The organism is Enterobacter sp. SGAir0187 (genome assembly GCF_002952735.2).
In the GTDB taxonomy this organism is placed as follows: Bacteria; Pseudomonadota; Gammaproteobacteria; order Enterobacterales; family Enterobacteriaceae; genus Enterobacter; species Enterobacter quasiroggenkampii.
This window is the reverse complement of the sequence record NZ_CP025034.2, coordinates 3,297,191-3,322,717: the sequence shown is the minus strand read 5'-3', so window position 1 is coordinate 3,322,717 and position 25,527 is coordinate 3,297,191. Positions and strand designations below refer to the sequence as shown.

General features: G+C 59.0%; 21 protein-coding genes. 8 read left to right on the top strand and 13 right to left on the bottom strand.

Annotated features, from left to right (window positions below; translation table 11 throughout):
* Positions 1–3 precede the first annotated feature (3 nt).
* Positions 4–1,167, top strand: coding sequence for an alcohol dehydrogenase (gene yqhD / locus CWR52_RS16065; RefSeq protein ID WP_024906510.1), 1,164 nt, complete (start codon positions 4–6; stop codon positions 1,165–1,167).
* 105 nt (positions 1,168–1,272) lie between these two features.
* On the top strand, positions 1,273–2,100 hold the full coding sequence (dkgA, locus tag CWR52_RS16060; RefSeq protein ID WP_104950108.1) for a 2,5-didehydrogluconate reductase DkgA: 828 nt from the start codon (positions 1,273–1,275) through the stop codon (positions 2,098–2,100).
* A 97-nt stretch (positions 2,101–2,197) separates the two neighbouring features.
* On the opposite strand, the gene CWR52_RS16055 is transcribed toward dkgA, so the two are convergent.
* Positions 2,198–4,372, bottom strand: a complete 2,175-nt coding sequence (locus CWR52_RS16055) for a YgiQ family radical SAM protein (RefSeq protein WP_104950107.1) — start codon at positions 4,370–4,372, stop codon at positions 2,198–2,200.
* A 199-nt stretch (positions 4,373–4,571) separates the two neighbouring features.
* Between CWR52_RS16055 and CWR52_RS16050 the strand changes: the two genes are divergently transcribed.
* Positions 4,572–6,047: a TrkH family potassium uptake protein gene (locus CWR52_RS16050; protein ID WP_104950106.1), complete on the top strand. Its 1,476-nt coding sequence runs from the start codon at positions 4,572–4,574 to the stop codon at positions 6,045–6,047.
* Between the two features lie 30 nt (positions 6,048–6,077).
* Here CWR52_RS16050 and ftsP read toward each other — a convergent pair whose 3' ends face one another.
* From ftsP to CWR52_RS16030, 4 genes are all read right to left on the bottom strand, one after another.
* Positions 6,078–7,490, bottom strand: coding sequence for a cell division protein FtsP (ftsP, locus tag CWR52_RS16045; protein ID WP_104950105.1), 1,413 nt, complete (start codon positions 7,488–7,490; stop codon positions 6,078–6,080).
* A gap of 58 nt (positions 7,491–7,548) precedes the next feature.
* Complete coding sequence (gene plsC / locus CWR52_RS16040; RefSeq protein WP_024906505.1) at positions 7,549–8,286, bottom strand: 1-acylglycerol-3-phosphate O-acyltransferase; 738 nt, start codon at positions 8,284–8,286, stop codon at positions 7,549–7,551.
* Positions 8,287–8,449: 163 nt separating this feature from the next.
* Entirely contained in the window at positions 8,450–10,708 is a 2,259-nt protein-coding gene (gene parC / locus CWR52_RS16035; protein ID WP_045909972.1) for a DNA topoisomerase IV subunit A, read from the bottom strand.
* Positions 10,709–10,826: 118 nt separating this feature from the next.
* Positions 10,827–11,228 (bottom strand): YgiW/YdeI family stress tolerance OB fold protein, encoded by a 402-nt coding sequence (locus CWR52_RS16030; protein WP_045334456.1) that lies wholly within the window; start codon positions 11,226–11,228, stop codon positions 10,827–10,829.
* A 138-nt stretch (positions 11,229–11,366) separates the two neighbouring features.
* Here CWR52_RS16030 and qseB point away from each other — a divergent pair, with 138 nt between their 5' ends.
* The 4 genes from qseB to CWR52_RS16010 all read left to right on the top strand — a co-directional run bounded on the left by qseB (position 11,367) and on the right by CWR52_RS16010 (position 14,405).
* On the top strand, positions 11,367–12,026 hold the full coding sequence (gene qseB, locus CWR52_RS16025) for a quorum sensing response regulator transcription factor QseB (protein ID WP_104950104.1): 660 nt from the start codon (positions 11,367–11,369) through the stop codon (positions 12,024–12,026).
* Positions 12,023–13,372, top strand: a complete 1,350-nt coding sequence (gene qseC, locus CWR52_RS16020; protein WP_104950103.1) for a quorum sensing histidine kinase QseC — start codon at positions 12,023–12,025, stop codon at positions 13,370–13,372. Before qseB ends, qseC begins: the two co-directional genes overlap by 4 nt.
* Positions 13,373–13,477: 105 nt before the next feature.
* A complete protein-coding gene (locus CWR52_RS16015; RefSeq protein WP_024906501.1) occupies positions 13,478–14,059 on the top strand; it encodes an NAD(P)H-dependent oxidoreductase in 582 nt (193 codons plus the stop codon).
* Positions 14,060–14,090: 31 nt separating this feature from the next.
* Positions 14,091–14,405 carry a putative quinol monooxygenase gene (locus tag CWR52_RS16010; RefSeq protein ID WP_104950102.1) on the top strand — a complete coding sequence of 105 codons (315 nt, stop codon included), beginning with the start codon at positions 14,091–14,093 and terminating at the stop codon, positions 14,403–14,405.
* Positions 14,406–14,925: 520 nt separating this feature from the next.
* On the opposite strand, the gene CWR52_RS16005 is transcribed toward CWR52_RS16010, so the two are convergent.
* From CWR52_RS16005 to CWR52_RS15985, 5 genes are read right to left on the bottom strand one after another with little or no spacing between them, the layout of a single operon-like run.
* A complete protein-coding gene (locus CWR52_RS16005; RefSeq protein WP_104950101.1) occupies positions 14,926–15,801 on the bottom strand; it encodes a MurR/RpiR family transcriptional regulator in 876 nt (291 codons plus the stop codon).
* Positions 15,798–16,748 (bottom strand): iron-siderophore ABC transporter substrate-binding protein, encoded by a 951-nt coding sequence (locus tag CWR52_RS16000; protein WP_104950936.1) that lies wholly within the window; start codon positions 16,746–16,748, stop codon positions 15,798–15,800. Before CWR52_RS16000 ends, CWR52_RS16005 begins: the two co-directional genes overlap by 4 nt.
* Before the next feature lie 9 nt (positions 16,749–16,757).
* The gene (locus CWR52_RS15995; RefSeq protein ID WP_104950100.1) at positions 16,758–17,798 is read right to left on the bottom strand and encodes a FecCD family ABC transporter permease; all 1,041 of its coding nucleotides are present in this window, start codon (positions 17,796–17,798) and stop codon (positions 16,758–16,760) included.
* The gene (locus CWR52_RS15990) at positions 17,795–18,778 is read right to left on the bottom strand and encodes a FecCD family ABC transporter permease (protein ID WP_104950099.1); all 984 of its coding nucleotides are present in this window, start codon (positions 18,776–18,778) and stop codon (positions 17,795–17,797) included. The genes CWR52_RS15995 and CWR52_RS15990 overlap by 4 nt, the downstream gene beginning before the upstream one ends.
* On the bottom strand, positions 18,775–19,587 hold the full coding sequence (locus CWR52_RS15985) for an ABC transporter ATP-binding protein (RefSeq protein WP_104950935.1): 813 nt from the start codon (positions 19,585–19,587) through the stop codon (positions 18,775–18,777). The genes CWR52_RS15990 and CWR52_RS15985 overlap by 4 nt, the downstream gene beginning before the upstream one ends.
* 382 nt (positions 19,588–19,969) lie before the next feature.
* Between CWR52_RS15985 and CWR52_RS15980 the strand changes: the two genes are divergently transcribed.
* Positions 19,970–22,111, top strand: a complete 2,142-nt coding sequence (locus tag CWR52_RS15980; RefSeq protein ID WP_104950098.1) for a TonB-dependent siderophore receptor — start codon at positions 19,970–19,972, stop codon at positions 22,109–22,111.
* Between the two features lie 83 nt (positions 22,112–22,194).
* On the opposite strand, the gene parE is transcribed toward CWR52_RS15980, so the two are convergent.
* Genes parE through cpdA form a run of 3 tightly spaced genes read right to left on the bottom strand, consistent with a single transcriptional unit; the run spans position 22,195 to position 25,524 of the window.
* Positions 22,195–24,087 (bottom strand): DNA topoisomerase IV subunit B, encoded by a 1,893-nt coding sequence (gene parE, locus CWR52_RS15975; protein ID WP_014833290.1) that lies wholly within the window; start codon positions 24,085–24,087, stop codon positions 22,195–22,197.
* Positions 24,088–24,115: 28 nt separating this feature from the next.
* Complete coding sequence (gene yqiA, locus CWR52_RS15970) at positions 24,116–24,697, bottom strand: esterase YqiA (protein WP_008502976.1); 582 nt, start codon at positions 24,695–24,697, stop codon at positions 24,116–24,118.
* Complete coding sequence (gene cpdA, locus CWR52_RS15965; protein ID WP_045909978.1) at positions 24,697–25,524, bottom strand: 3',5'-cyclic-AMP phosphodiesterase; 828 nt, start codon at positions 25,522–25,524, stop codon at positions 24,697–24,699. The genes yqiA and cpdA overlap by 1 nt, the downstream gene beginning before the upstream one ends.
* Between the last annotated feature and the right edge of the window lie 3 nt (positions 25,525–25,527).

Below are 25,527 nucleotides of genomic sequence, written 5' to 3'. Positions count from 1 at the left end.
GCAATGAACAACTTTAATCTCCACACCCCAACCCGCATTCTGTTCGGTAAAGACGCTATCGCTGACCTGCGCGCACAGATCCCTGCTGACGCCCGCGTGCTGATCACCTACGGTGGCGGCAGCGTGAAAAAAACCGGCGTGCTGGATCAGGTTTACAGCGCGCTGGACGGTCTGGACGTGCGTGAGTTCGGCGGCATTGAGCCAAACCCGTCCTACGAAACGCTGATGAATGCGGTAAAAATCGCCCGCGAAGAAAACATCACCTTCCTGCTGGCGGTCGGCGGCGGCTCCGTGCTGGACGGTACCAAATTCATCGCCGCTGCGGCGCACTACGCTGACGGCATCGATCCGTGGCACATTCTGGAAACCCGCGGGAGCGACATCAAAAGCGCTATCCCGATGGGCTCCGTGCTGACCCTCCCGGCCACCGGTTCTGAATCCAACAAGGGCGCAGTGATTTCCCGTAAAACCACCGGCGACAAACAAGCCTTCATGAACGAACACGTTCAGCCTGTGTTCGCCATTCTGGACCCGGTTTACACCTACACCCTGCCAGCGCGTCAGGTCGCGAACGGCGTGGTCGATGCCTTTGTACATACCGTTGAGCAGTACGTCACGTATCCGGTGAATGCCAAAATTCAGGATCGCTTCGCGGAAGGCATTCTGCTGACGCTCGTCGAAGAAGGTCCGAAAGCGCTGAAAGAGCCGGAAAACTACGACGTTCGCGCCAACGTGATGTGGGCGGCTACACAGGCGCTGAATGGCCTGATAGGCGCTGGCGTGCCGCAGGACTGGGCAACCCACATGCTGGGCCACGAGCTGACGGCAATGCACGGTCTGGACCACGCTCAGACGCTGGCCGTTGTGCTGCCTGCCCTGTGGAACGAAAAACGCGACACCAAGCGCGCCAAACTGCTGCAGTACGCTGAACGCGTGTGGAACATCACCGAGGGTTCTGACGATGCGCGTATTGATGCCGCCATCGAAGCGACCCGCAGCTTCTTTGAAGGTCTGGGCGTGCCAACGCGTCTGTCTGGCTACGGCCTGGACGGTAGCTCCATCCCTGCCCTGCTGGCGAAACTCGAAGAGCACGGTATGACTCATCTGGGCGAGCACGGCGACATCACGCTGGACGTCAGCCGTCGTATTTACGAGGCGGCACGCTAAGCGTTTTTGTCCCCCCGACTTTCGTTTTTTGACATTTCGTCCAGACTTAATGCACACCCCATCGCCGGAGGAACCCTCCGGCGATGCGCACCTGAAGGAGGAAAAATGGCAAACCAAACCGTAATCAAGCTGCAGGACGGCAACGTGATGCCCCAGCTGGGGCTAGGTGTATGGAAAGCCGGTAACGACGAGGTCGTCTCCGCCATTCATAAAGCCCTGGAAGTCGGCTACCGGTCGATTGACACCGCCGCCGCGTACAAAAACGAGGACGGCGTAGGTTCCGCGCTGGCCAGCGCCGGAGTCCCCCGCGATGAGTTATTCATCACCACGAAACTGTGGAATGACGATCAAAAGCGTCCCCGCGAAGCCCTGCAGGAGAGCCTGGAAAAACTCCAGCTCGACTTCGTCGACCTGTATCTGATGCACTGGCCGGTTCCGGCCATCGACCATTACGTTGATGCCTGGAAAGGGATGATTGAACTGCAGAAAGAGGGGCTGGTGAAAAGCATCGGCGTCTGTAATTTCCAGGTTCATCACCTGCAGCGGCTGATTGACGAGACGGGCGTCGCGCCTGTCATTAACCAGATCGAGCTGCACCCGCTGCTGCAGCAGCGCCAGCTTCATGCCTGGAACGCCACGCATAAAATCCAGACCGAGTCCTGGAGCCCGCTGGCGCAGGGCGGCGAGGGCGTGTTCGATCAAAAAATTATTCGCGAACTGGCGGATAAATACGGCAAAAGTCCGGCGCAAATCGTCATTCGCTGGCATCTGGACAACGGCCTGGTGGTGATACCGAAATCAGTCACGCCATCGCGCATCGCCGAGAACTTCGACGTCTGGGATTTCCGTCTGGACAAAGACGAGCTGGGTGAAATTGCGAAGCTGGATAAAGGTAAGCGGCTTGGGCCGGACCCGGATCAGTTTGGCGGTTAATCGCGTAAAAAAGCCGGGTGGCGGCTGCGCCTTACCCGGCCTACGTGCTGACCTGTAGGCCCGGTAAGCGCTAGCGCCACCGGGCTTTGTTACAGGTTTAACCGATCTTACGTTTTACGTTCTTCTTCGTTCCCGCCCCACCGTTCGAACGCTGATGCACTATCGGCGTGTGCTTGGTCAGCGCCGGGCGCGTATTGCGGTTCTGGCGACGCGCTTCGCGCATCTCCTCCAGCGTCGGGGCCGGTACCAGACAGTCGCGGCGCGAGCCGATCAGGTGTTTTTTACCCATCTCTTCCAGCGCCTGACGGATCAGCGGCCAGTTTTTCGGATCGTGGTAACGCAGCAGCGCTTTATGCAGACGACGCTGTTTATCCCCTTTCGGCACCACCACCTCTTCACTCTTGTAGCCAATCTTACTCAGCGGGTTCTTGCCGGTGTAATACATGGTCGTCGAGTTGGCGAGCGGTGACGGATAGAAGTTCTGCACCTGATCCAGGCGGAAGCGGCGCTGCTTCAGCCACAGCGCCAGGTTCACCATGTCCTCATCACGCGTGCCCGGGTGGGCGGAGATGAAGTACGGGATCAGGTACTGCTCTTTACCTGCCTGCTTCGAGTAGGTGTCGAACAGCTCTTTAAAGCGGTCGTAGCTGCCCATGCCCGGCTTCATAATCTTCGACAGCGGGCCTTCTTCGGTATGCTCCGGCGCAATCTTCAGATAGCCGCCGACGTGGTGCGTCGCCAGCTCTTTGATGTAGCGCGGATCTTCCACGGCAATGTCGTAACGTACCCCGGACGCGATGAGGATCTTCTTGATGCCCTTCAGATCGCGCGCGCGTCGGTAGAGGTTAATCGTTGGCTCGTGGTTGGTATCCATGTGCTCGCAAATGCTCGGATAGACGCAGGAGAGACGGCGGCAGGTTTGCTCCGCGCGCGGCGACTTGCAGCGCAGCATATACATGTTCGCGGTTGGGCCGCCAAGATCGGAAATCACGCCGGTAAAGCCCGGCACCGTGTCGCGAATGGCTTCGATCTCGTTGATGATCGACTCTTCCGAACGGCTCTGAATGATGCGCCCCTCGTGCTCGGTAATGGAGCAGAAGGAGCACCCGCCGAAGCAGCCGCGCATGATGTTGATCGAGAAGCGGATCATCTCATACGCCGGGATACGGGCGTTGCCGTACGCCGGGTGCGGCACGCGCTTGTACGGCAGCGCAAAGACGCTGTCCATCTCTTCGGTGGAGAGCGGGATGGCCGGCGGGTTGATCCAGATAAAGCGCTCGCCGTGCTTCTGCATCAGCGCACGGGCGCAGCCGGGGTTGGTTTCATGGTGCAGAATACGGGACGCATGGGCGTAGAGCACCTTGTCGGCTTTCACCTTCTCATAGGACGGCAGCAGCACGTAGGTCTTTTCCCACGGCTTCGGGCGCGGCGGCTGCACGACGATAGCCTTCGCTTCCGCTTTCTTTGGCTCTACCGGTTTGTTATCCGCACACGGCAGATCGTCGCCATACGGGTGTGGGATCGGGTCGATTTTGCCCGGCATATCGATGATGCGGGAATCCACGCCGCGCCAGCCCGGCAGCGCCTCTTTCACCATGATCGCGGTATTGCGCACGTCGCGGATACTGCTCACCGGCTCGCCCTGCGACAGACGGTGCGCCACTTCCACCAACGGACGCTCGCCGTTTCCGTAAATCAGCATGTCGGCTTTGGAATCCACCAGCACCGAGCGGCGCACGGTATCAGACCAGTAGTCGTAGTGCGCGGTGCGACGCAGGCTCGCCTCGATGCCGCCCAGGATCACCGGCACGTCTTTCCAGGCTTCTTTACAGCGCTGGGTATAGACCAGGGTCGCGCGGTCGGGGCGTTTACCCGCCACGTTATCCGGCGTGTAGGCGTCGTCATGACGCAGCTTACGGTCGGCGGTATAGCGGTTGATCATCGAGTCCATGTTGCCTGCGGTCACGCCGAAGAACAGGTTGGGTTTACCCAGACGCATAAAGTCGTCTTTGCTGTTCCAGTCAGGCTGGGAGATGATCCCCACGCGGAAGCCCTGCGCTTCAAGCATACGGCCACAGATGGCCATGCCGAAGCTCGGGTGGTCAACGTAGGCATCGCCCGTGACCAGAATGATGTCGCAGCTGTCCCAGCCCAGTTGGTCCATCTCTTCCCGGGACATCGGCAGGAACGGCGCCGGTCCAAAGCAGGCCGCCCAGTACTGGGGCCAGGAGAAGAGGTCACGATCCGGCTGGATCAGGGAAATTGCGCTCATAATGCTTCCGAAGAAAAAATAGACAAAAGGAGCGGGATTATACGCTGTTCATCCCCCAGATTTGAAGAAAAGGATGCAGGAAGCAGGCCGACATTCGTGGAAGTCGTTAAAATACGGCGCCCTGATAATTTTGAATCATAATATTCACTATATTTTCCGGTGATTTGCCCCGGAACGTGTTATTGCGCGGAGCTCTGTCGTGAAGCCCAACGATTCGTTACATGTATCCCAGCTGCGGGTTGTCCTTCACCTCTGCGGTTTTCTGGTTCTGCTGTACAGCCTTTCCATGCTGCCGCCGATGTTTATCGCCCTGCTGAATAAAGAGCGAACCTACTTTGCCTTTCTGACCACCTTTTTAACCTTTTTTACTCTCGGAGGGTTAACCTGGCGGGCAACCCGTCACGCGGGCATACAGCTTCGCACCCGCGACGGGTTTGTGATTATCGTGCTGTTCTGGCTGCTGTTTTCATTCATTAGCGCCATGCCGCTCTGGATGGACGACGGGCTGCAGCTCTCTTTTGCCGACGCGCTCTTTGAAGGGATTTCCGGTATAACCACTACCGGCGCAACGGTAATCGGGGACGTCAGCGCCCTGCCTAAGTCGTACCTTTATTACCGCGCTCAGCTGAATTTCATTGGCGGCTTAGGCGTCATCGTGCTGGCCGTCGCGGTCCTGCCGCTGCTGGGGATCGGCGGCATGAAGCTTTATCAGTCCGAAATGCCGGGGCCGTTCAAGGAGGAGCGTCTGACTCCCCGCCTTGCCGATACCGCACGCACGCTGTGGGTGACCTACTTCGCGCTGGGCGTAGCCTGCACCCTGGCCTACTGGCTGGCGGGAATGTCATTTTTTGACGCCCTCTGTCACGGACTTTCGACCGTGTCACTGGGCGGATTCTCCACCCGCAGCGAGAGCATTGGATTTTATGACAGTCACGCCATTGAGCTGGTCGCCGGGGCGTTTTCACTGCTCTCCGCGTTCAACTTCACCCTCTGGTACGTCGCGATTGTCAGACGCACCCTGAAGCCGATTCGCCGCAGCCCGGAGGTTAAATTCTTTCTGAGCGCCGCCGCGGTGATTATTGTCATCACCGCCTGGCAGGTCTGGCATGCCGGAATGTACAACGCCACGGATAGCCTTGTGCACGCCTTCTTCCTTGCCAGTTCGATGATGACCGATAACGGCCTTTCGACAGCCGACTATGCCCAATGGCCCGCACACACCATCTTCCTGCTGTTGAGCGCCAGCTTTTTTGGCGGCTGCGTAGGCTCGACCTGCGGCGGGATCAAAGCCCTGCGTTTTCTCATTATGTTCAAGCAGAGTATTCAGGAGATGAACCAGCTGGCGCATCCGAGAGCGCTGCTGAGCATTAAGGTGGGCAAAAGCGTGGTGAACGAACGCGTCCTGCGCTCGGTATGGAGCTTCTTTTTCCTCTACGTCATGATTACGGGCTTTTTTGTCTGGTCGCTTAATCTGATGGGCTACGACCTGTTTACCTCATTCGCAACGGTTGCCGCCTGCATCAACAACATGGGGCTGGGGTTTGGCGAGACGGCGTCAACGTTTGGCACGTTAACAGAGGGAGCAAAACTGCTGATGTGCGCGGCGATGATCTTAGGGCGTCTGGAAATTTACCCGGTGCTGATTCTGTTCTCGCGCTTTTTCTGGCGGGCATAAACCATTCCCGGCGAACCGGGAATGTTGGGGTTAAGGTGCGGGGTTGATCAGCATCTGCCCCACGGAGCCCCTGTCCATCATCTCCAGCGTCTGGCTGTGGAACAGGAACGGGAAGTGCGGCCACGAAGGCTGACCGTAGTAGACGAGCAGTTCAACCTGACCGTCCACCCAGACGGTATCTTTCCAGCCGCGATCTTCCGGGAACGGCATCGCGCCGTTGACGTTGCGGATCAGGAACGACACCCCTTCAATATGGAACGACTGCGGCATATCTGAACGCACCGTCCAGCGTTCCCAGGTGCCCTGCTGCGCGGTAATGTCGATGCGGTTGACGTCCCACAGCGCGCCGTTGATGCCCGGATCGTCGCCCAGGCTGATATCGCGGCTGCGCACCGGCGAGCCGCTCATGATCTCCTGCGGCAGCAGACGCATTGGCAGGCTATCGGTCACCAGCGGCAGCAGACCGGTTGGACGCAGGGTCAGCACCAGGGTCGAGATAAGTATGCTCGACGGTTCAAAGAACCCGCGAATACGGTCAACAATGCTGGCCGCTTCGCCGCAGGTCAGCGACACTTCATCCCCGTTGGTCATATCCACGAGAATTTCGCGACGCTCACCCGGCGCGAGCGCCAGCTGTTTGACGGACACCGGCGCCGGTAAAAAGCCCTGATCGCCGGATATGACGTGCAGCGGACGGCCATCGCTCATCTGCAGCTGATAGCGGCGCGAGTTAGACGCGTTGAGCAGGCGCAGGCGCACCCAGCCGCGCGAGACTTCGACATACGGGCTCTGCGCGCCGTTAACCAGCAGCGTATCGCCGACGAAGCCACCGCTGCCCGGCTCGCTGTATTCCGGCGTGCCGAAATTATCCAGACGTTTGTCCTGGATGATAATCGGGAAGTCATCCACGCCGTAGTGGTTCGGGATCGGCAGGGATTTGCTGACTTCATCTTCCACCAGCCACATGCCGGCCAGGCCGTTATAGACCTGCTGCGCCGTGCGGTTAGGCGTGTTGGCGTGATACCACAGGGTTGCCGCACTCTGGCGAATCGGCAGAACGGGCGCCCAGTCGGCGCTGGGTGACATCATGCGCGCCGCGCCGCCAATCAGCGGGCCAGGCACCTGCAGGCCGCTGATGGTCATGGCGACATTTTCAGGGGTACGGTTACTGTAGATGAGCTTAACGTCATCGCCATTCCACACGCGTATGGTCGGCCCAAGGTAACGTCCGTTAATGCCCCAGACCGGCGCACGCGTCCCCTGGGTGAAGGACCAGTGGCTGCGCTGCAGCGTCAGGAAAAGCGGCTGACCGCGACGGGATTCAATGAGTGGCGGAATAGGCAGCGGCTGTTGCTGCCCGGCGGCGCTGGCTGTCAGCGGCATCGCACCCGCACAAAGGGCGATCCCCGAAGCCTGAATAAACTGACGCCGACTGAGTGACATATAAGCTCCATCTGAAACGACTAACAACGCGGGAATTCGTTTTCCCTTCAACGCCGGATTAAATCTTACCGGCGGCTTCTCTCTCTGCGACTTCTTTGTCGAGCAGCGCAATATGCTCAGCCATCAGATCACGGCAGTGCGCGGCCAGCTCGCGCACCTGATCTTTACCGTATTTACTGGTATCGACGGGTGGCAGCATTTCGACAATCACCAGCCCGTTATTCAGGCGGTTAAGATTAATCTTATTCGAAGTATTGGAAACGCACACAGGAATAATTGGAACACCTGCCGCAATTGCGGCATGAAACGCACCGGTTTTAAACGGCAGCAGGCCGCGCCCACGGCTACGCGTCCCTTCCGGGAACATCCAGATTGAAATTTTGCGCTTTTTAAAATGATTCACCACTTCCGCAATGGTGCTGTGCGCTTTTGCACGGTTATTACGGTCGATCAGCAGGTTACCGGTAAGCCAGTAAAGCTGACCAAAAAACGGGATCCATAGCAGGCTTTTTTTGCCCACCGTCACGGTCGGTGGAAGCACGATATTAGAGGCCGTCACCATATCGTAGTTGTTCTGATGATTGGCGATATAGATGGCGTTACCGAAATTCTCCGCCCCTTCCGGCAGACGTTTTTCAACTTTCAGACCAAACAGCGGCGCAAGGCGGCCGAACATATGGCCAAAGGTGGCGACATGCTTCGGATTACGCGGGCTGAACAGGCAATAAATAGAGCCGAAAATACAGACCAGAATGCAGTAGATAACGGTAAGAATAAGACGAACAATATATAGCATAGCGACCTCTGAAGCCCCAACAGCTGACAATTATACTTCACCTGTGGCCAGGTAAGGACTTTATTACGAGCGCGTATTGTTAATCGCAACGCACGAATTAACAACGATTTTACGGGAAATTTTATTGAAATTCCCCCTCCGGACAGAGGGGGATATCACGACATTACTCTTCGCTGTCACCCGCCGCGCTGCGTGCAGGAGAGTCAATCTCCACGCGATCGATACGCTGCAGACCGCGCATCAGCGAGCCGCGGCGACCGCGCTCACCCACCACCTTCTGCAGCTCTTCCGGACGAAGCTTGATTTTGCGCTTGCCGACGTGAATGGTCAGCGTGCTCTGCGGCGGCAGCAGGAAGAGGTGCGCCAGGCCATCTTCGCCTTTCGCAGCCTCCGCCGACGGGATGTTGATAATCTTGTTGCCCTTGCCTTTTGACAGCTCAGGCAGATCGCTGACCGGGAACATCAGCATACGTCCGGCGGTGGTGATCGCCAGCAGCATGTCGCTTTCGTTCTCAATCACCAGCGGAGCCATCACGTGAGCGTTGTCCGGCAGGCTAATCAGCGCCTTACCGGCACGGTTGCGGGAAACCAGATCGTTGAAGGTACAGATAAAGCCGTAGCCCGCATCAGACGCCAGCAGCAGCTTCTGGTCATCGGCTTCCATCAGCATATGGTCAACTGTCGCGCCCGGTGGCAGCGTCAGCTTGCCGGTGAGCGGCTCGCCCTGCCCACGCGCGGAAGGCAGCGTGATCGGGTCAATCGCGTAGCTGCGCCCGGTGGAGTCGATAAACGCTACCGGCTGGTTGCTCTTACCTTTCACCGCCGCTTTGAAGCTGTCGCCCGCTTTGTAGCTGAGCCCCGGCGCGTCGATATCGTGGCCTTTGGCGCTGCGCACCCAGCCGCTCTGCGACAGGACAATGGTCACCGGCTCGGACGGCTGCATATCATGCTCGTTCATCGCCTTCGCTTCTTCGCGCTCGTGCAGCGGAGAACGACGGTCGTCGCCAAACGCGTCGGCATCGGCCTGCAGCTCTTTCTTCAGCAGGGTGTTCATCTTGCGTTCGGACGCGAGGATCGCCTGCAGCTGATCGCGCTCTTTTTCCAGCTCGTTCTGCTCGCCGCGGATCTTCATCTCTTCCAGTTTGGCGAGATGGCGCAGCTTCAGCTCAAGGATCGCTTCGGCCTGGGTTTCGCTGATGCCAAAGCGCGACATCAGGGCGGGCTTCGGCTCGTCCTCGGTACGGATGATCTCAATCACCTCGTCGATATTGAGGAACGCCACCAGCAAACCTTCGAGGATATGCAGGCGCTTAAGCACTTTCTCGAGACGATGGTTCAGACGACGGCGTACCGTATCGCGGCGGAACGTCAGCCATTCGGTGAGGATCTCCAGCAGGTTTTTCACCGCCGGGCGTCCGTCGAGGCCAATCATATTCAGGTTGATACGGTAGCTTTTTTCCAGATCGGTGGTGGCAAACAGGTGGTTCATCACCTGCTCCATGTCCACGCGGTTGGAGCGCGGCACGATCACCAGACGGGTCGGGTTCTCGTGGTCCGATTCATCGCGCAGGTCGTCGACCATCGGCAGCTTTTTATTGCGCATCTGGGAGGCGATCTGCTCCAGCACTTTGGCACCGGAAACCTGATGCGGCAGCGCGGTGATCACCACGGCGCCGTCTTCTTTATTCCACACCGCACGCATGCGTACGGAGCCGCGACCGTTCTGGTAGATTTTGCGGATTTCCGCGCGCGAGGTGATGATTTCGGCTTCGGTCGGGAAATCCGGACCCTGCACGATATCCAGCAGATCGTCGAGCGAGGCTTTCGGCTGCTCAATCAGGGTGATGGCGGCTTTCGCCACTTCACGCAGGTTGTGCGGCGGAATGTCCGTCGCCATACCGACCGCAATCCCGGTGGTGCCGTTCAGCAGGATGTTCGGCAGACGCGCAGGCAGCATCTTCGGCTCCTGCAGCGTACCGTCGAAGTTCGGTACCCAGTCAACGGTCCCCTGCCCCAGCTCGCCCAGCAGCACTTCGGCGTATTTAGAGAGGCGGGATTCGGTATAACGCATCGCCGCGAAGGATTTCGGATCGTCCGGCGCCCCCCAGTTCCCCTGACCATCCACCAGCGGGTAGCGGTAAGAGAACGGCTGGGCCATCAGCACCATCGCTTCATAACAGGCGCTGTCGCCGTGCGGATGGTATTTACCCAGCACGTCACCGACGGTACGGGCGGATTTCTTGAACTTGGCGGTGGCGTTCAGCCCCAGCTCGGACATCGCATACACGATGCGGCGCTGAACGGGCTTCAGGCCATCCCCGATAAACGGCAACGCCCTGTCCATGATGACGTACATGGAGTAGTTCAGGTAGGCGTTTTCCGTGAATTCATGTAGCGCGAGGCGCTCTGCCATATCGCTCATTACGAATGATTCCTCAACTCAGAAACCGAAGGGTTTCAGGCAATATTGCCGCAGATACTACCTTATCTGGCGAGTTGAGTCACAAAGAAAAAGGGCCGCTTATGCGGCCCTTTCCGGGTTATTTGTTCAGCTTAATGACCTGCTTCACGTCGATTTCAAAATCGTTCCACTCTTTATCGACCTTGCCCTGGATTTCCACTTTATCCTGAGGGCTGACGGTCACGCCGTTCCAGCGCTTGTGGTCAATTTCCACGTTCACCGTGCCGGTCTCATCGCGGAAGGTGTAGCGGTCATCGGACAGGCGCTGGGTGATGTTCCCGCGCAGCTTCACCCAGCTGTCGTCCTTCATCTCTTTTACCTTCACCGCAGTGGTGAGGTTGGCGTCGTTATCGACAAAACCGCCTGCCTGCGTTTGGGTCTGGGTCTGTGCGGCAGACGGGCCGTTAAATCCGCCCTGCGCGGCAAAAACGGGGGCAGTGGTCATCATCATGATGGCGGCAATAGCAGCGAATTTTTTCATATTAACTCTCCCTTTAATCTGGTTTCGCAGTCCATTAAACAGGGTAATCCTTAACAACTTCTTAAGGGAAAAATTTATTTATTATTGCTGTACAGCAGGCGCTTACAGAGGGTTTACTGACGACATCAAGGAGGGAATATGCGCATTTTACTGGTAGAAGACGACACGTTAATCGGCGACGGTATCAGGGCGGGTTTAAGCAAAATGGGCTTTAGCGTGGACTGGTTTACCGACGGTAAAACCGGTCAGGCCGCGCTCGCGTCTGCGCCCTACGATGCCGTGGTGCTGGATCTGACGCTGCCGGAAATCGACGGTCTGGACATCCTGCGCGCGTGGCGCGAAAGCGGTAAGCGCGAGCCGGTATTGATTCTTACCGCGCGGGATGCGCTTAACCAGCGCGTGGAGGGGCTGCGTCTTGGCGCGGATGATTATCTCTGTAAGCCGTTCGCGCTGATTGAAGTGGGCGCCCGCCTTGAGGCGCTGGTCCGCCGCAGCCACGGCCAGACGCATAGCGAGCTACGCCACGGCAAGGTCACGCTCGATCCGACCCGACTCGTCGCCACGCTGGACGGTGAACCGCTGACGCTGAAGCCGAAAGAGTTCGCGCTGCTGGAACTGCTGATGCGCAATGCAGGCCGCGTGCTCCCTCGCAAGACGATTGAGGAAAAACTGTATACCTGGGATGACGACGTCTCCAGCAACGCGGTAGAAGTCCACGTTCATCACCTGCGCCGCAAGCTTGGCAGCGAGTTTATCCGCACCGTGCACGGCATCGGCTATACCCTGGGTGACGCATGAAGCTGACGCAACGCCTGAGCCTGAAGCTGCGCCTGACGCTCCTCTTTTTAGCGCTTTCCCTGACGGCATGGTTTGCCGCCAGCCTGGTGGCCTGGCAGCAGACCACCCACAAGCTGGATAAGCTCTTCGACACGCAGCAGATGCTGTTTGCCAAACGGCTGCTGACGATGGATCTTGACGAGATCCGCGCCCCCGAACGAATGCGCGAGATCCCGAAAAAAGTGAAGCATGGCCGTCTCGATGACGACGCACTGGCTTTCGCCATTTACAGCGTCGAGGGCAAAATGCTGCTGAACGACGGCGAGAACGGGCGCGATATTCCGTACCACTATCGCCGCGACGGGTTTGCTAACGGGCAGCTCCAGGACGACAACGACGAATGGCGTTTCCTGTGGCTGACCTCACCCGACGGGAAGTACCGCGTGGTGGTCGGTCAGGAGTGGGAGTACCGCCAGGATATGGCGCTGGACGTGGTCAGCTCGCAGCTCACGCCCTGGCTGGTGGTGCTGCCCGTGATGCTGCTCTTGCTGATCCTGCTGTTGAGCCGTGAACTGAAGCCGTTGAAAAAGCTGGCGCAGACCCTGCGCTCCCGCTCGCCGGATGCCACCGATAACCTGCCGACGGAGGGTGTACCCACAGAGGTGCGTCCCCTGCTCGACGCGCTGAATCACCTCTTCGCGCGTACCCAGGAGATGATGACGCGCGAGCGCCGATTTACGTCCGACGCGGCCCACGAGCTGCGCAGCCCGCTGGCGGCCCTGAAGGTGCAAACTGACGTGGCGCAGCTCTCGCAGGACGATCCCCAGGCGCGGGAAAGAGCGCTGGCGCAGCTGCATGCGGGAATCGACCGCGCTTCCCGGCTGGTGGACCAACTCCTCACGCTGTCGCGTCTGGACTCGCTGGACAACCTGGACGATGTCGAACCGATAACGCTTGCCGATTTACTGCAGTCGACGGTGCTGGATATCTGGCATCCGGCGCAGCAGTCGGGGATTGATATTCGCCTCAACATCCATGCCCCGCAGGTCAAGCGTCAGGGACAGCCCCTGCTGCTCAGCCTGCTGGTGCGCAACCTGCTGGACAATGCCATCCGCTACAGTCCGCGCGGCAGCGTGGTGGACGTTACGCTGGACGCGCGTAGCTTTAGCGTGCGCGACAACGGTCCCGGCGTTGACCCCGAGGTGCTGGCGCGCATCGGCGAGCGTTTTTATCGTCCACCGGGCCAGAACGCCACGGGCAGCGGGCTGGGACTCTCTATCGTCAGGCGCATTGCCGCGCTGCACGGGATGCGCGTCTCGCTGAGCAATGCGGCGGAAGGCGGCTTTGAGGTGAAGGTCAGCTGGTAACGGATTATTGCATCTCCAGCAAAAGACTTTGCACATTTTGCTCATTTTTCCGCTCCGTCCTCGCGCGTAGAATACCCGGCATACTCTCATCGTCGAGGACAAAAAATGAGCAACATTCTGATTATTAACGGTGCAAAAGAATTTGCGCACTCTAAAGGCCAGCTGAATGACACCCTGACCGAGGTCGCGGACGGTTTCCTGCGCGACGCCGGGCATGATGTTAAGGTCGTGCGTGCAGACAGCAACTACGACGTGAAGGCCGAAGTGCAAAACTTCCTGTGGGCTGACGTGGTGATCTGGCAGATGCCAGGCTGGTGGATGGGCGCGCCGTGGACCGTGAAAAAATACATGGACGACGTGTTCACGGAAGGTCATGGCTCGCTGTATGCCAGCGATGGCCGTACCCGCTCTGACGCGTCCAAAAAATACGGTTCAGGCGGCCTGATTCAGGGCAAAAAATATATGCTGTCACTGACCTGGAACGCCCCGCTGGAAGCCTTCACCGAGAAAGATCAGTTCTTCGAAGGCGTGGGCGTGGACGGCGCGTACCTGCCGTTCCACAAGGCGAATCAGTTCCTGGGCATGGATCCGCTGCCGACCTTTATCGTCAACGACGTGATTAAAATGCCTGATGTCCCGAGCTATATCGCAGAATATCGCAAGCATCTCGCGAAAATTTTTGCTTAACTGGTAGCCTGGAATTAAAGGAGTAGTAAACATGCTTACCGTTATCGCAGAAATCCGTACTCGTCCAGGTCAACATCACCGCCAGGCGGTGCTGGATCAGTTCGCGAAAATTATCCCGACCGTACTGAAAGAAGAAGGCTGCCACGGCTACGCGCCGATGGTGGATGCCGCCACTGACGCCAGCTTCCAGGCGACCGCGCCAGACTCGATCATCATGGTTGAGCAGTGGGAAACCGTCGCACATCTTGAAGCGCATCTGCAGACCGCGCACATGAAAGCGTGGAGCGACGCGGTGAAAGTCGACGTGCTGGAAACCCACATCCGCATCCTGGAGCAAGGGGTTTAAGTTTCCCCTCACCCCAGCCCTCTCCCCAAGGGGTGAGGAATCCCCAGTAATTTTATACCTGAAGCGATGCATGTGACTTCAGGAAAATGAATGGCTTACAGCGATGCCCTGGTCCGGCTGTAAATCGCTGAGGCGTTTCCTGTAGGCCGGGGCGAGGCGCATGGATGCGCCGAGAGGGCGGGCTTTACAGGGACGTTACCTCCGCCCGTCCCCGAAAAGCCGGAAGGAATAAGCCGAAGGCACCGCGAAGCGGCGATTTACCGCCGGGAGCCCGGGTCGCCAGGGCGGTGGCGATTGAGCCGCCCTGGCACGTTCACCGGCCATGTCCTTACAGAGTAGCAAGGAACATAAAGTGAACGGAATGACCACCAGAGCCGTATGTTCCCCCTCACCCCAGCCCTCTCCCTCAAGGGAGAGGGGGTCGTCCGTGCTGGTATTATTTTGTGGGGATTCCTCAGCCCCAAGGGAGAGGGAGAACAGATCCAGGCCCGGTAAGCGCTAGCGCCACCGGGCTTTGTCTTTAGCTGTTTTTCTTCCCCGGTTTTAACCCACGATGTAACTCGTTGATGCGCTTCATCGACTTAATGGTGCGCTGCGGCTCGGTGGAGGCCACGGATAAAATGATCATCTCCAGACAGAGCAGCACTGTGCCGTGGAGCGGGATTTTGCCCTTTTCGCCACCACGGGGAACGTGGATCACCACGCTGGCCTCCTTACTGAAACGCGAATCAAGGGCGTTAGTCAGCAGGATGGTGGGAATGCCCAAACGTTTTGCTTCACGCAGGGTGGTTTGCCCCTCCCGGTGCGCGGATTTCTGCGCCATCATCACCAGCACGTCACCGCGCTGAAGCGCAATCAGCTGTTCGGCAAGCCCTATCCCGGTACGGTTGAGCGGCGTGGCGGGTAACCCCATACGGCTGAACAGCCTGGCGGTGTACTCCGCCAGAATGCCGGAGGCGCCAATGCCAAATATGGCGACCTGCCTTGCCTGTGCCAGTAGTGAGACCGCCTGCGCCATCGCGTAGCGGTTGTGGGGCTCGGATAATACCTCGCAGGTGTGCTGATGTCCCTCCAGCACGAAATCAATGCTCGCGTTGACGTCGCTGGCGAGCGTGTTCACCGTGGTGGACATCTTTTCGCTGGAGGTGACCACCGGGCCAAACCACTGCTCCAGCGTCTGCTTAAGATCGCGCAGCCCGGCGAAACCCAGCGCCTGGATGGCACGGACCACCGTGGCATCCGAGGTTTTCACTACGGCGGCAATCTCCATGGCGGTCTGCTCCATCACCGCCTCGCGGTTGTCATGGATATAGCGTGCGACCTGCAGCAGACGCGGCGTCAGCTGATGCGCCCGCGACCGGAATCGCTCACCGTAAACATCCACTCTTCGGATCACCGTGACGCCTCCGGCAGCGGACGCCCGGCAATCTGCGACTGCACCTGCGCGGCCATCAGCCCTAATGACGCGAACGAATTCGAGATCGCCTCTTCACGCGAGATCAGCACGTAGTGCCCGGTTCGGCAGGCAGTCAGGAACTGACACCAGCCCGGCATGACCGTCTCCATTGCCGCCAGCTCGTCCTGCGGTTTACCGCCCGTATCCCCGCGCCAGGTGGCGAAGACGAAATCGGCATCCAGCTCCGGCAGGCGTTCGGCGCTGACGTCGATGCGCCCCCCTTCCGGGATGGACTCAATCAGCGGCGGGAATTTGAACCCGGCGTCACGCAGCACGCGGCCCAGCGAGTGGTAGCTGTGCATGGCGTTGATTTTCCCCTGATTAGCCTGAATTACCGACACGGTGATTTTGCGCGTGTCGATGGTCGCCTTCAGCGCCTTGATTTGTTCCTGATAGCGGCGTTCCATAATCTTTAGCCTTGCCTGCGTGCCCGTGAGCTGCGCCAGCTTGCGGTAGATTTCCGGCGCGCCGCCGTCGAGATGATCGATGCTCACCGTCGGGGCAATTTTCGCCAGCTGTTCCACCGGGGTGTTGCGAGTCGGCTCGGTCACGATCAAATCGGGCTTTGCGGCGGCGATGGCTTCGATGTCGATATCGGCCGTGCCGATAAATTTGATATCGGAATTATCGAAGTCGACGCCGGTTAACATGCCGCTGGAGCGCAGAAAGTGGCTGCCGTCCGGCCGCGTGCGGCCATGACTCGCCACCGGCGGCACGCCAAGCTCAATCAGCGGAATGGTGATATCCAGATCGTGTAATGAAACAATCCGCTTCGGATGAACCGGCACAACCACCTTGCGTCCCAAATCGTCGGTAAATACCTGCGTCGGCTCCGCCGCGCTCACCGCGAACCCCACCAGCAACAGCATCGAAAACAGTACGCGCATCATAGTCCCCTAAAATCTGTCCCGACGCTGCCAGAGCAGCAGCAGGAAAAACGGTCCGCCAATCAATGAAATCACAATCCCCGCCGGCAGCTGCAGCGGGAGGAATGCCAGACGTCCGACGTTATCCGCCATCAGCACCAGCAGCGCCCCCAGCACGGCGCTTCCCGTCAGGAGCGCGGTTTGCCCGCCGCGCAGCAGCAGGTGCGCCATGTGCGGGGCAATCAGCCCCACGAAGCCAATGCTGCCCACGCAGGAGACGCAGGCCGCCGTCAGCACCACCGGAGCGAGAACCCGCAGCAGCGCCAGCCGGGTTGTGCGCACGCCAAGGCCTGTAGCGGCTTGATTGCCGAGCAACGCCACGTCCGCGGCCCGGGCGGTAAACAGCAGCAGCGCAAACGCGGGAGCGGCCCAGAGTGCGGCCAGGCCCACCAGCGTCCAGTTTGCTGCATGCAGGCTTCCCGCCAGCCACAGCATCGCCGTCTGCACATCACGGACATCGGCGGTGGTCATAAAGACGCCCATTGCCGCGGCAAACGCCCACGACACGCCAATGCCGATCAGGATGAACCGCGGGCGCGAGATATCGCGCGCCAGGACGATCACCAGCAGCGCGGTGAGCAGCCCACCGGCCATGCCGACCAGCGGACGCCAGGCCAGGCTCAGCGCCGGGAACTGAAAGATCAGCAGCAGTACCGCCGCGCTACAGCCCTCCTTCACGCCAATAAGCCCCGGGTCAGCCAGTCCGTTGCGGGTGATGGACTGCATCGCCGCCCCCGCCATGCCGAGCATCGCGCCGCACAGCACCGCCATCAGCAGGCGCGGCAGGCGGATATCCATCACGACGTAGCGCGTCTCCGTCGTCAGACTTTCAGGCGAAAACAGCGCGCGCCCGATGGCGGAGGTTGGAATGGGCAGAGAACCGTGCGTCAGGCCAAAGCCCAGCAGGCTTAGCGCCGCCAGCGCGAAAAGCGACAGGTACGCCAGCGCTTTCGGGCGAATCAGCGCCGACAGGTGGCCAACGCGGATCGCGCGGAGTCCGGCCCGGTTCATTTGAACATCCTCGACGCCATAAAGATGAACACGGGCGCGCCGACCAGGGCCGTCATGATGCCGGTTGCCAGCTCCCAGGGGGTAAACAGCGTGCGGGCAGCGATATCCGCCAGCAGCAACACCAGCGCGCCGCACAGGGCCGACAGCGGCACCATCACGCGCAAATCGACCGACACCAGACGGCGGATGAGCTGCGGCACCACAAGGCCGATAAAGCCAATCGGTCCGGCGAGGGAGACGGCCGCGCCGCAGAGCAGCGCGATGGCCAGCAGGGCAAGGAGGCGGGTTTTCAGCAGCGACACGCCAAGCCCCTGCGCCATTCTGTCGCCCAGAGCCAGCATGTTGAGCGAGGGCGACAGCCCGATAGCAAGAATACAACCGGCTGCTGCAGCCCACAGGGCACTCTGGAGCATCTGCGCGTTGACTCCGGCGATATCACCTGCCAGCCAGGTGCGCAGAGAGAGCAGCGTCTGTTCATCCAGGATTAACACCGCGGCGGTAATCGACGAGGCAAACGCCGACATCGCCACGCCACACAGGGTGACCTTCATCGGCGTGAGCCCGGTGCGACCGGACGAGGAGAACATCAGCACCAGCAGAAACAGCGCGGCGGCACCGGCGGCGGCAATCAGCGGGCGACCAAGCGGCAGCGAAAGCCCAAGCGCGCTGGCGATCACCACCGCCAGCGCTGCCCCGGCGTTGAGCCCCAGAATATGCGGCTCGCCGAGCGGGTTGCGGATCACGGACTGCAGCAGCACGCCCGCCACGCCGAGCGCGGCGCCTGTCACCATTGCGGCGCAGAGGCGCAGCAGCCGTAGTCTGATGATGATGTTATGGTCGAAATTGCGCGGTTCAAAGTGAACGAATGCCTCGACTACCGTTCGGGGAGGGATAAACCGCGCCCCGATGCCAAGATGCACAATCGCGCCCAGCGCCAGCAGTAATGTAAAAATCAGGAAGGCGAGAGAAGCGCGCATCATGGCTGTTCAAGACTCTGGCGAAACGGCATAAAGAACGGTTTGCCGGTCAGGGGGTTGATGGACATATGCACGTCCACATCAAACACCGCTTTGATCAGCTCCGGCGTGCAGGCGTCGCCCTCATGTAACACCCCCTCGACTTTTCCCTGGCGTAAAAAGACCAGTGAATCACCGTAGTTCACGGCAAAGTTGAGATCGTGCAGCACCACCACCACGGTACGCCCGTGCTGGCGGGTCAGGGCGTGCAGCAGTTCCAGGATCTCCACCTGATAGCGAAGATCGAGATACGTCGTCGGCTCGTCAAGCAGGATATACGGCGTTTGCTGCGCCAGCGCCATGGCGATCCAGCAGCGCTGACGCTGGCCGCCGGATAAGCTTTCCACCGGCATATGGGCAAACGCTGCCGTGCCGGTCAGCCGCAGGGCCTCTTCCACCGCCCGCTCGTCCCCGTCGCTCCACTGACGCATAAAATTCTGCCAGGGAAAACGCCCGCGCGAGACCAGTTCAAAAACGGTTAATCCTTCCGGCAGCAGCGGCGACTGCGGGAGAATGCCAAGCTGGCGGGCGACCGCTTTGGTCGGCTGCGCATGTATGGCTTTACCGTCCAGCAGCGCGGTTCCCCCAAGCGGCTGCAGCAGCCGCGCGATAGTGCTCAACAGCGTGGATTTTCCACAGCCGTTCGCCCCGACCAGCACCGTCATTTTCTGCTGAGGGATCGCAAGGGAGATATCATCAACGATGATTTTTTTCTGATAGCCCGCAGAGAGGTTCTCCAGAACCAGACCCGGTTTGTGTGTGTTGTGAGCCACGTGAACGCCAACGTAATGAAAAACCAACAAATAAAAATAAAACTCATTCTCTTTTGAGAGTTTGACGCCGCGTCATGTAGTAGTCAAGCGAAGAAACACCCTGAAAAAACCAGGGTCAAACCTGAGAAAAAATGAATCCAGCAAGGCTTATAAAAACATTTATTTCAACGAGTTAAACATCAACCTGCTGCGCTTACGCACGCGGTTAACTGCTGTAGCCGTTTTTTTCTTTTTTCCATTTACTACTACATTCCCGCATGATTGAATGATTCTCAATTACATGTCCGATGCCACTTCCGGCTAACGGACAGACCGTAAAGGGCAATGACTCATACAGTTTGCCGCGAACGCATTCGCGGGATATTTCGGGATAACAGATGTAATGGCTACGTTCACACCTTCACTCTCAGGGATAAAAGGGCGCGCGCTCTTTTCACTGCTGTTTATGGCGCCGCTGGCGCAGGCAGCAGACACCACCGCGGCTAAAGACGGCGAAACGCTTACCGTCACCGCCGATCCAAATACTTCGGCGGAAGCCACCAACGGCTACCAGCCGCTGAACACCTCCACCGCAACGCTGACCAATATGCCGATGCTGGATATCCCGCAGGTGGTGAATACCGTCAGCGATAACGTGCTGGAGGATCAGCACGCCACCACGCTGGATGAAGCGCTCTATAACGTCAGCAACGTGGTGCAGACCAATACCCTGGGCGGCACGCAGGATGCCTTTGTGCGCCGCGGGTTTGGCGCGAACCGCGACGGGTCAATCATGACCAACGGCCTGCGCACCGTCCTGCCGCGCAGCTTTAACGCCTCAACCGAGCGCGTGGAGGTGCTGAAAGGTCCGGCCTCCACGCTGTACGGCATTCTCGATCCGGGCGGCCTGATTAACGTCGTCACCAAACGCCCGGAGAAGACCTTCGGCGGTTCCCTTTCCGCCACCTCTTCCAGCTTTGGCGGCGGCACCGGACAGGTCGATGTGACCGGCCCGATCGACGGCACGCGCCTGGCGTATCGCCTCACGGGCGAATATCAGGACGAGGATTACTGGCGTAATTTTGGCAACGAACGCAGCACCTTTATCGCCCCGTCGCTCACCTGGTTCGGCGATGATGCCACCGTGACCGTGCTCTATTCACATCGCGATTATAAGACGCCGTTCGATCGCGGTACGATCTTCGATCTCAACACCAAAAAGGCCGTTGATGTCGATCGCAAAACCCGCTTTGACGAGCCGTTTAACGTTACCGACGGGCAGTCCGACCTCGCTCAGCTCAACGCGGAGTATCGCCTCAACAGCCAGTGGACCGCGAAGTTCGACTACAGCTACAGCCAGGACAAATACAGCGATAACCAGGCCCGCGTGATGGCCTACGATGCAAAAACCGGCAACCTGACCCGCCGCGTGGATGCGACTCAGGGCTCGACCCAGCGCATGCACAGCACCCGCGCGGATCTGCAGGGGAATGTGGATATTGCGGGCTTTTACAATGAGATCCTGACCGGCGTGTCGTATGAGAATTACGATCTGTTGCGCACAGATATGATGCGCTGTAAAAACGTGAAGGATTTCAATATCTATCACCCAACGTATGGCAATCTCGGCAAATGCACCACCGTGTCGGCGTCCGACAGCGACCAGACGCTCAAGCAGGAAAGCTACTCTGCGTACGCGCAGGATTCCCTGTACCTGACCGATAAGTGGATCGCCGTCGCCGGGATGCGCTATCAGTATTACACCCAGTACGCGGGCAAAGGCCGTCCGTTCAACGTCAACACCGACAGCCGCGACGAACAGTGGACGCCGAAGCTGGGGCTGGTCTATAAGCTCACGCCAGCGGTCTCGCTGTTTGCCAACTACTCGCAAACGTTTATGCCTCAGTCGTCCATTGCGAGCTACATCGGCGACCTGCCGCCGGAAACGTCGAATGCTTACGAAGTGGGCGCAAAGTTCGATCTGTTCGACGGGGTTACCGCCAATATCGCGCTGTTTGATATCCACAAACGCAACGTACTGTACAACGAAAGCGTGGGGGGTGAAACCATCGCCAAAACGGCGGGCCGCGTGCGCTCCCAGGGCGTGGAGGTGGATCTTGCCGGATCGCTGACCGAGAACACCAATATCATCGCCAGCTATGGCTATACCGACGCGAAGGTCCTGGAAGACCCGGACTATGCGGGAAAACCGCTGCCGAACGTGCCGCGCCATACCGGCTCCCTGTTCCTGACCTACGACATTCATAATGCGTTTGCCGGGAATACCCTGACGCTGGGCGGCGGCGGGCACGGCGTGAGCCGTCGTTCCGCAACCAACGGTGCGGATTACTATCTGCCGGGCTATTTTGTGGCGGATGCATTTGCGGCGTATAAGATGAAGCTGCAGTATCCGGTGACGCTGCAGGTGAACGTGAAGAACCTGTTTGATAAGACCTACTACACATCGTCCATTGCGACCAACAACCTGGGCAACCAGATTGGCGATCCGCGCGAAGTGCAGTTTACGGTGAAGATGGAGTTTTGATGTAAAAAAGCCCGGTGGCGCTAGCGCTTACCGGGCCTACGATCCATTCCCTCTCCCTGGGGGAGAGGGTTAGGTTGAGGGCATCAGGCCTCTATATCCGCCATATCGCCTTTCTCCTGCAGCCAGTTACGACGGTCTTCCGAACGTTTCTTGGCAAGGAGCATATCCATCATAGCGTTGGTCTGCTGTTCGTCTTCGTCGCTGATCGTCAGCTGCACCAGACGGCGCGTGTTCGGATCCAGCGTCGTTTCGCGCAGCTGCATCGGGTTCATCTCGCCCAGCCCTTTAAAGCGCTGCACGTTAGGCTTGCCCTTCTTACGCTTCAGCTGTTCCAGCACGCCCGCTTTTTCTTCTTCCGTCAGCGCGTAGTAAACCTCTTTGCCGAGATCGATACGGTACAGCGGCGGCAGCGCGACGTAGACGTGACCGTTTTTCACCAGTGTGCGGAAGTGCTTCACAAACAGCGCGCACAGCAGCGTGGCGATGTGCAGACCATCGGAGTCCGCATCCGCGAGGATACAGATCTTGCCGTAGCGCAGCTGGCTCAGATCGTCGCTGTCCGGATCGATGCCGATCGCGACCGAAATATCGTGGACTTCCTGCGAGGCCAGCACTTCATCAGACGAGACCTCCCAGGTGTTCAGGATCTTGCCCTTGAGCGGCATGATCGCCTGATATTCACGATCGCGCGCCTGCTTGGCCGACCCGCCCGCCGAGTCCCCTTCCACGAGGAACAGTTCGGTACGGTTGAGATCCTGCGCGGTACAGTCTGCCAGCTTGCCCGGCAGCGCAGGGCCGCTGGTCAGCTTTTTACGCACCACTTTCTTCGCGGCGCGCAGACGACGCTGGGCGCTGGAAATCGCCATTTCAGCCAGCATTTCTGCCGCCTGAACGTTCTGGTTCAGCCACAGGGTAAACGCATCTTTCACCACGCCGGAAACGAACGCCGCGCACTGGCGTGACGACAGACGTTCTTTGGTCTGACCGGCAAACTGCGGATCCTGCATCTTCACGGAGAGCACGTAGGCGCAGCGGTCCCAGATATCCTCCGCCGACAGCTTCACGCCGCGCGGCAGGATATTGCGGTATTCGCAGAATTCGCGCATCGCATCCAGCAGCCCCTGACGCAGGCCGTTGACGTGGGTACCGCCGAGCATAGTGGGGATCAGGTTAACGTAGCTTTCGGTCAGCAGCTCGCCGCCTTCCGGCAGCCACAGCAGCGCCCAGTCCACCGCTTCGGTGTCGCCGGTGAAATTGCCGACGAACGGTTTTTCCGGCAGCGTCGGCAGGCCGTTTACCGCTTCGCACAGATAGTCATTAAGGCCATCTTCGTAGCGCCAGGTCTGCTCGGTGTTGTTGACGTTATCCTTAAAGGTAATTTCCACGCCCGGGCACAGCACCGCTTTGGCTTTCAGCAGGTGCGTCAGGCGGGAAACGGAAAAGCGCGGGCTGTCGAAGAAGCTTTCGTCAGGCCAGAAGTGAACGCTGGTGCCGGTGTTGCGTTTGCCGCACGTGCCGACAACCTGCAGATCCTGCACCTTCTCGCCGTTTTCAAACGCGATGTTGTACACCTGACCGTCGCGACGGACGTTCACTTCCACGCGTTTGGACAGGGCGTTGACGACGGAAATCCCCACGCCATGCAGGCCGCCGGAGAACTGGTAGTTTTTGTTGGAGAACTTACCGCCCGCATGCAGACGACAGAGGATCAGCTCAACGGCCGGGACGCCCTCTTCCGGGTGGATATCCACCGGCATGCCGCGCCCGTCGTCAATGACTTCCAGCGATTGATCGGCGTGCAGGATGACGTCAACGCGTTTGGCATGGCCCGCCAGCGCTTCGTCCACACTGTTATCAATAACTTCCTGGCCCAGATGGTTTGGGCGCGTCGTATCGGTGTACATCCCCGGGCGGCGGCGAACCGGCTCAAGCCCGGTGAGGACCTCAATGGCATCAGCGTTATAGGTTTGCGTCATGATTTAAACTAGCAATTCGCATTGATTGTCAGTGGCTGTGCAGTCCAAGAAAATCGACAATCTGGGTGAAATGATTCTCAAAGCCCGTGAAAGCATGGTTTCCGCCCTCTTCTATAGTCTGGCGGCAGGAGGCGTAATACGCCACTGCCTGGCGGTAATCCAGCACTTCATCTCCCGTCTGCTGCAGCAGCCAGATGAGATCCGGCGCCTCGAGCGGGTCGACCTGCATAACTTTGAGATCGTAAATATGGCGTGACTCTAGCACATATTGCTGGCCGGTGTAGGGGTTCTCGTTTTCGCCAAGAAAGTCCCGCAGCAGCTCAAATGGCCGTACCGCCGGATTAACCACCACGGCGGGCAGCATAAAGCATTGCGAGAGCCAGGTGGCGTAATACCCGCCCAGCGATGAACCGACCACACCGAAGGTTTCGCCGCCGTGCGCAAGCACAATGGATTCCAGCATCTCCGCGGCTTCTGCCGGGTAAGGCGGCAGTTGAGGGATAATCATCTCAACGTCGGGGTGATGCTCGCTCAGCCACTGGCGAAACTGTGTCGCTTTTGCGGAGCGCGGCGAGCTGTTGAATCCGTGCAGATAAAGGAGCGTAGACATCAATAGCCTTCTGAAGCGGTGTCCGGGCGGAACTGTGCGCCGGTCAAACGGCAGACTTCCGTGGTCAGCGTGCCGTCGGCATGCAGTTCCAGCCAGCGCCAGCCTGGCGCGATGGTGTCCAGCGTAAAGTTGGCGCAGTGCGGCTTAAACTGAACGCAGGTCGACGGTGTCGCCAGCATGCGGCGCCCGTTCCAGTCGAGATCCTGCTCCTGGTGAATATGCCCGCACAGCAGATTTTTCACCCGCGGGAACTTCGCCAGCACGCGATCCAGCGCCGCGGAGTTGCGCAGGCTGTGCTGATCGAGCCAGCTGCAGCCCGCCGGCAGAGGATGATGATGAAGCAACAGCAGCGTGTGACGTTCAGGTTCAGCCGCCAGTTTGGTCTCCAGCCAGTCGAGCTGAAACTCGCTTAACTCACCGTGCGGGACGCCAAACACCTGGCTGTCTAACAGCAGGATCTGCCACTGGTCACCCGCAAAAACACATTTCGCCGGAGAAATCCCCGCATCCTGGAGAGAACTGTACATTGCGGGCTGAAAATCGTGGTTACCCGGCAGCCAGACGCAGGGCACGCTAAAGCTCGCGATGCCTTCAGCAAAATGCTGGTAGGCCGCGGAAGATTGGTCCTGCGCCAGATCGCCCGTTGCGACAATCAGATCGCATGCACGGTTTTCAGCGTGAATGGCGCTCAGTACCGCCTGATAACTCTCCCAGGTATTCACCCCCAGCAGCGTTTCATGCTTTTCGGCAAAAAGGTGGGTATCGGTGATTTGTAATATCCTGACTGGCGCCCCACCAGCAACAGTCAGGTTCAACAGGCTTTCCAAATG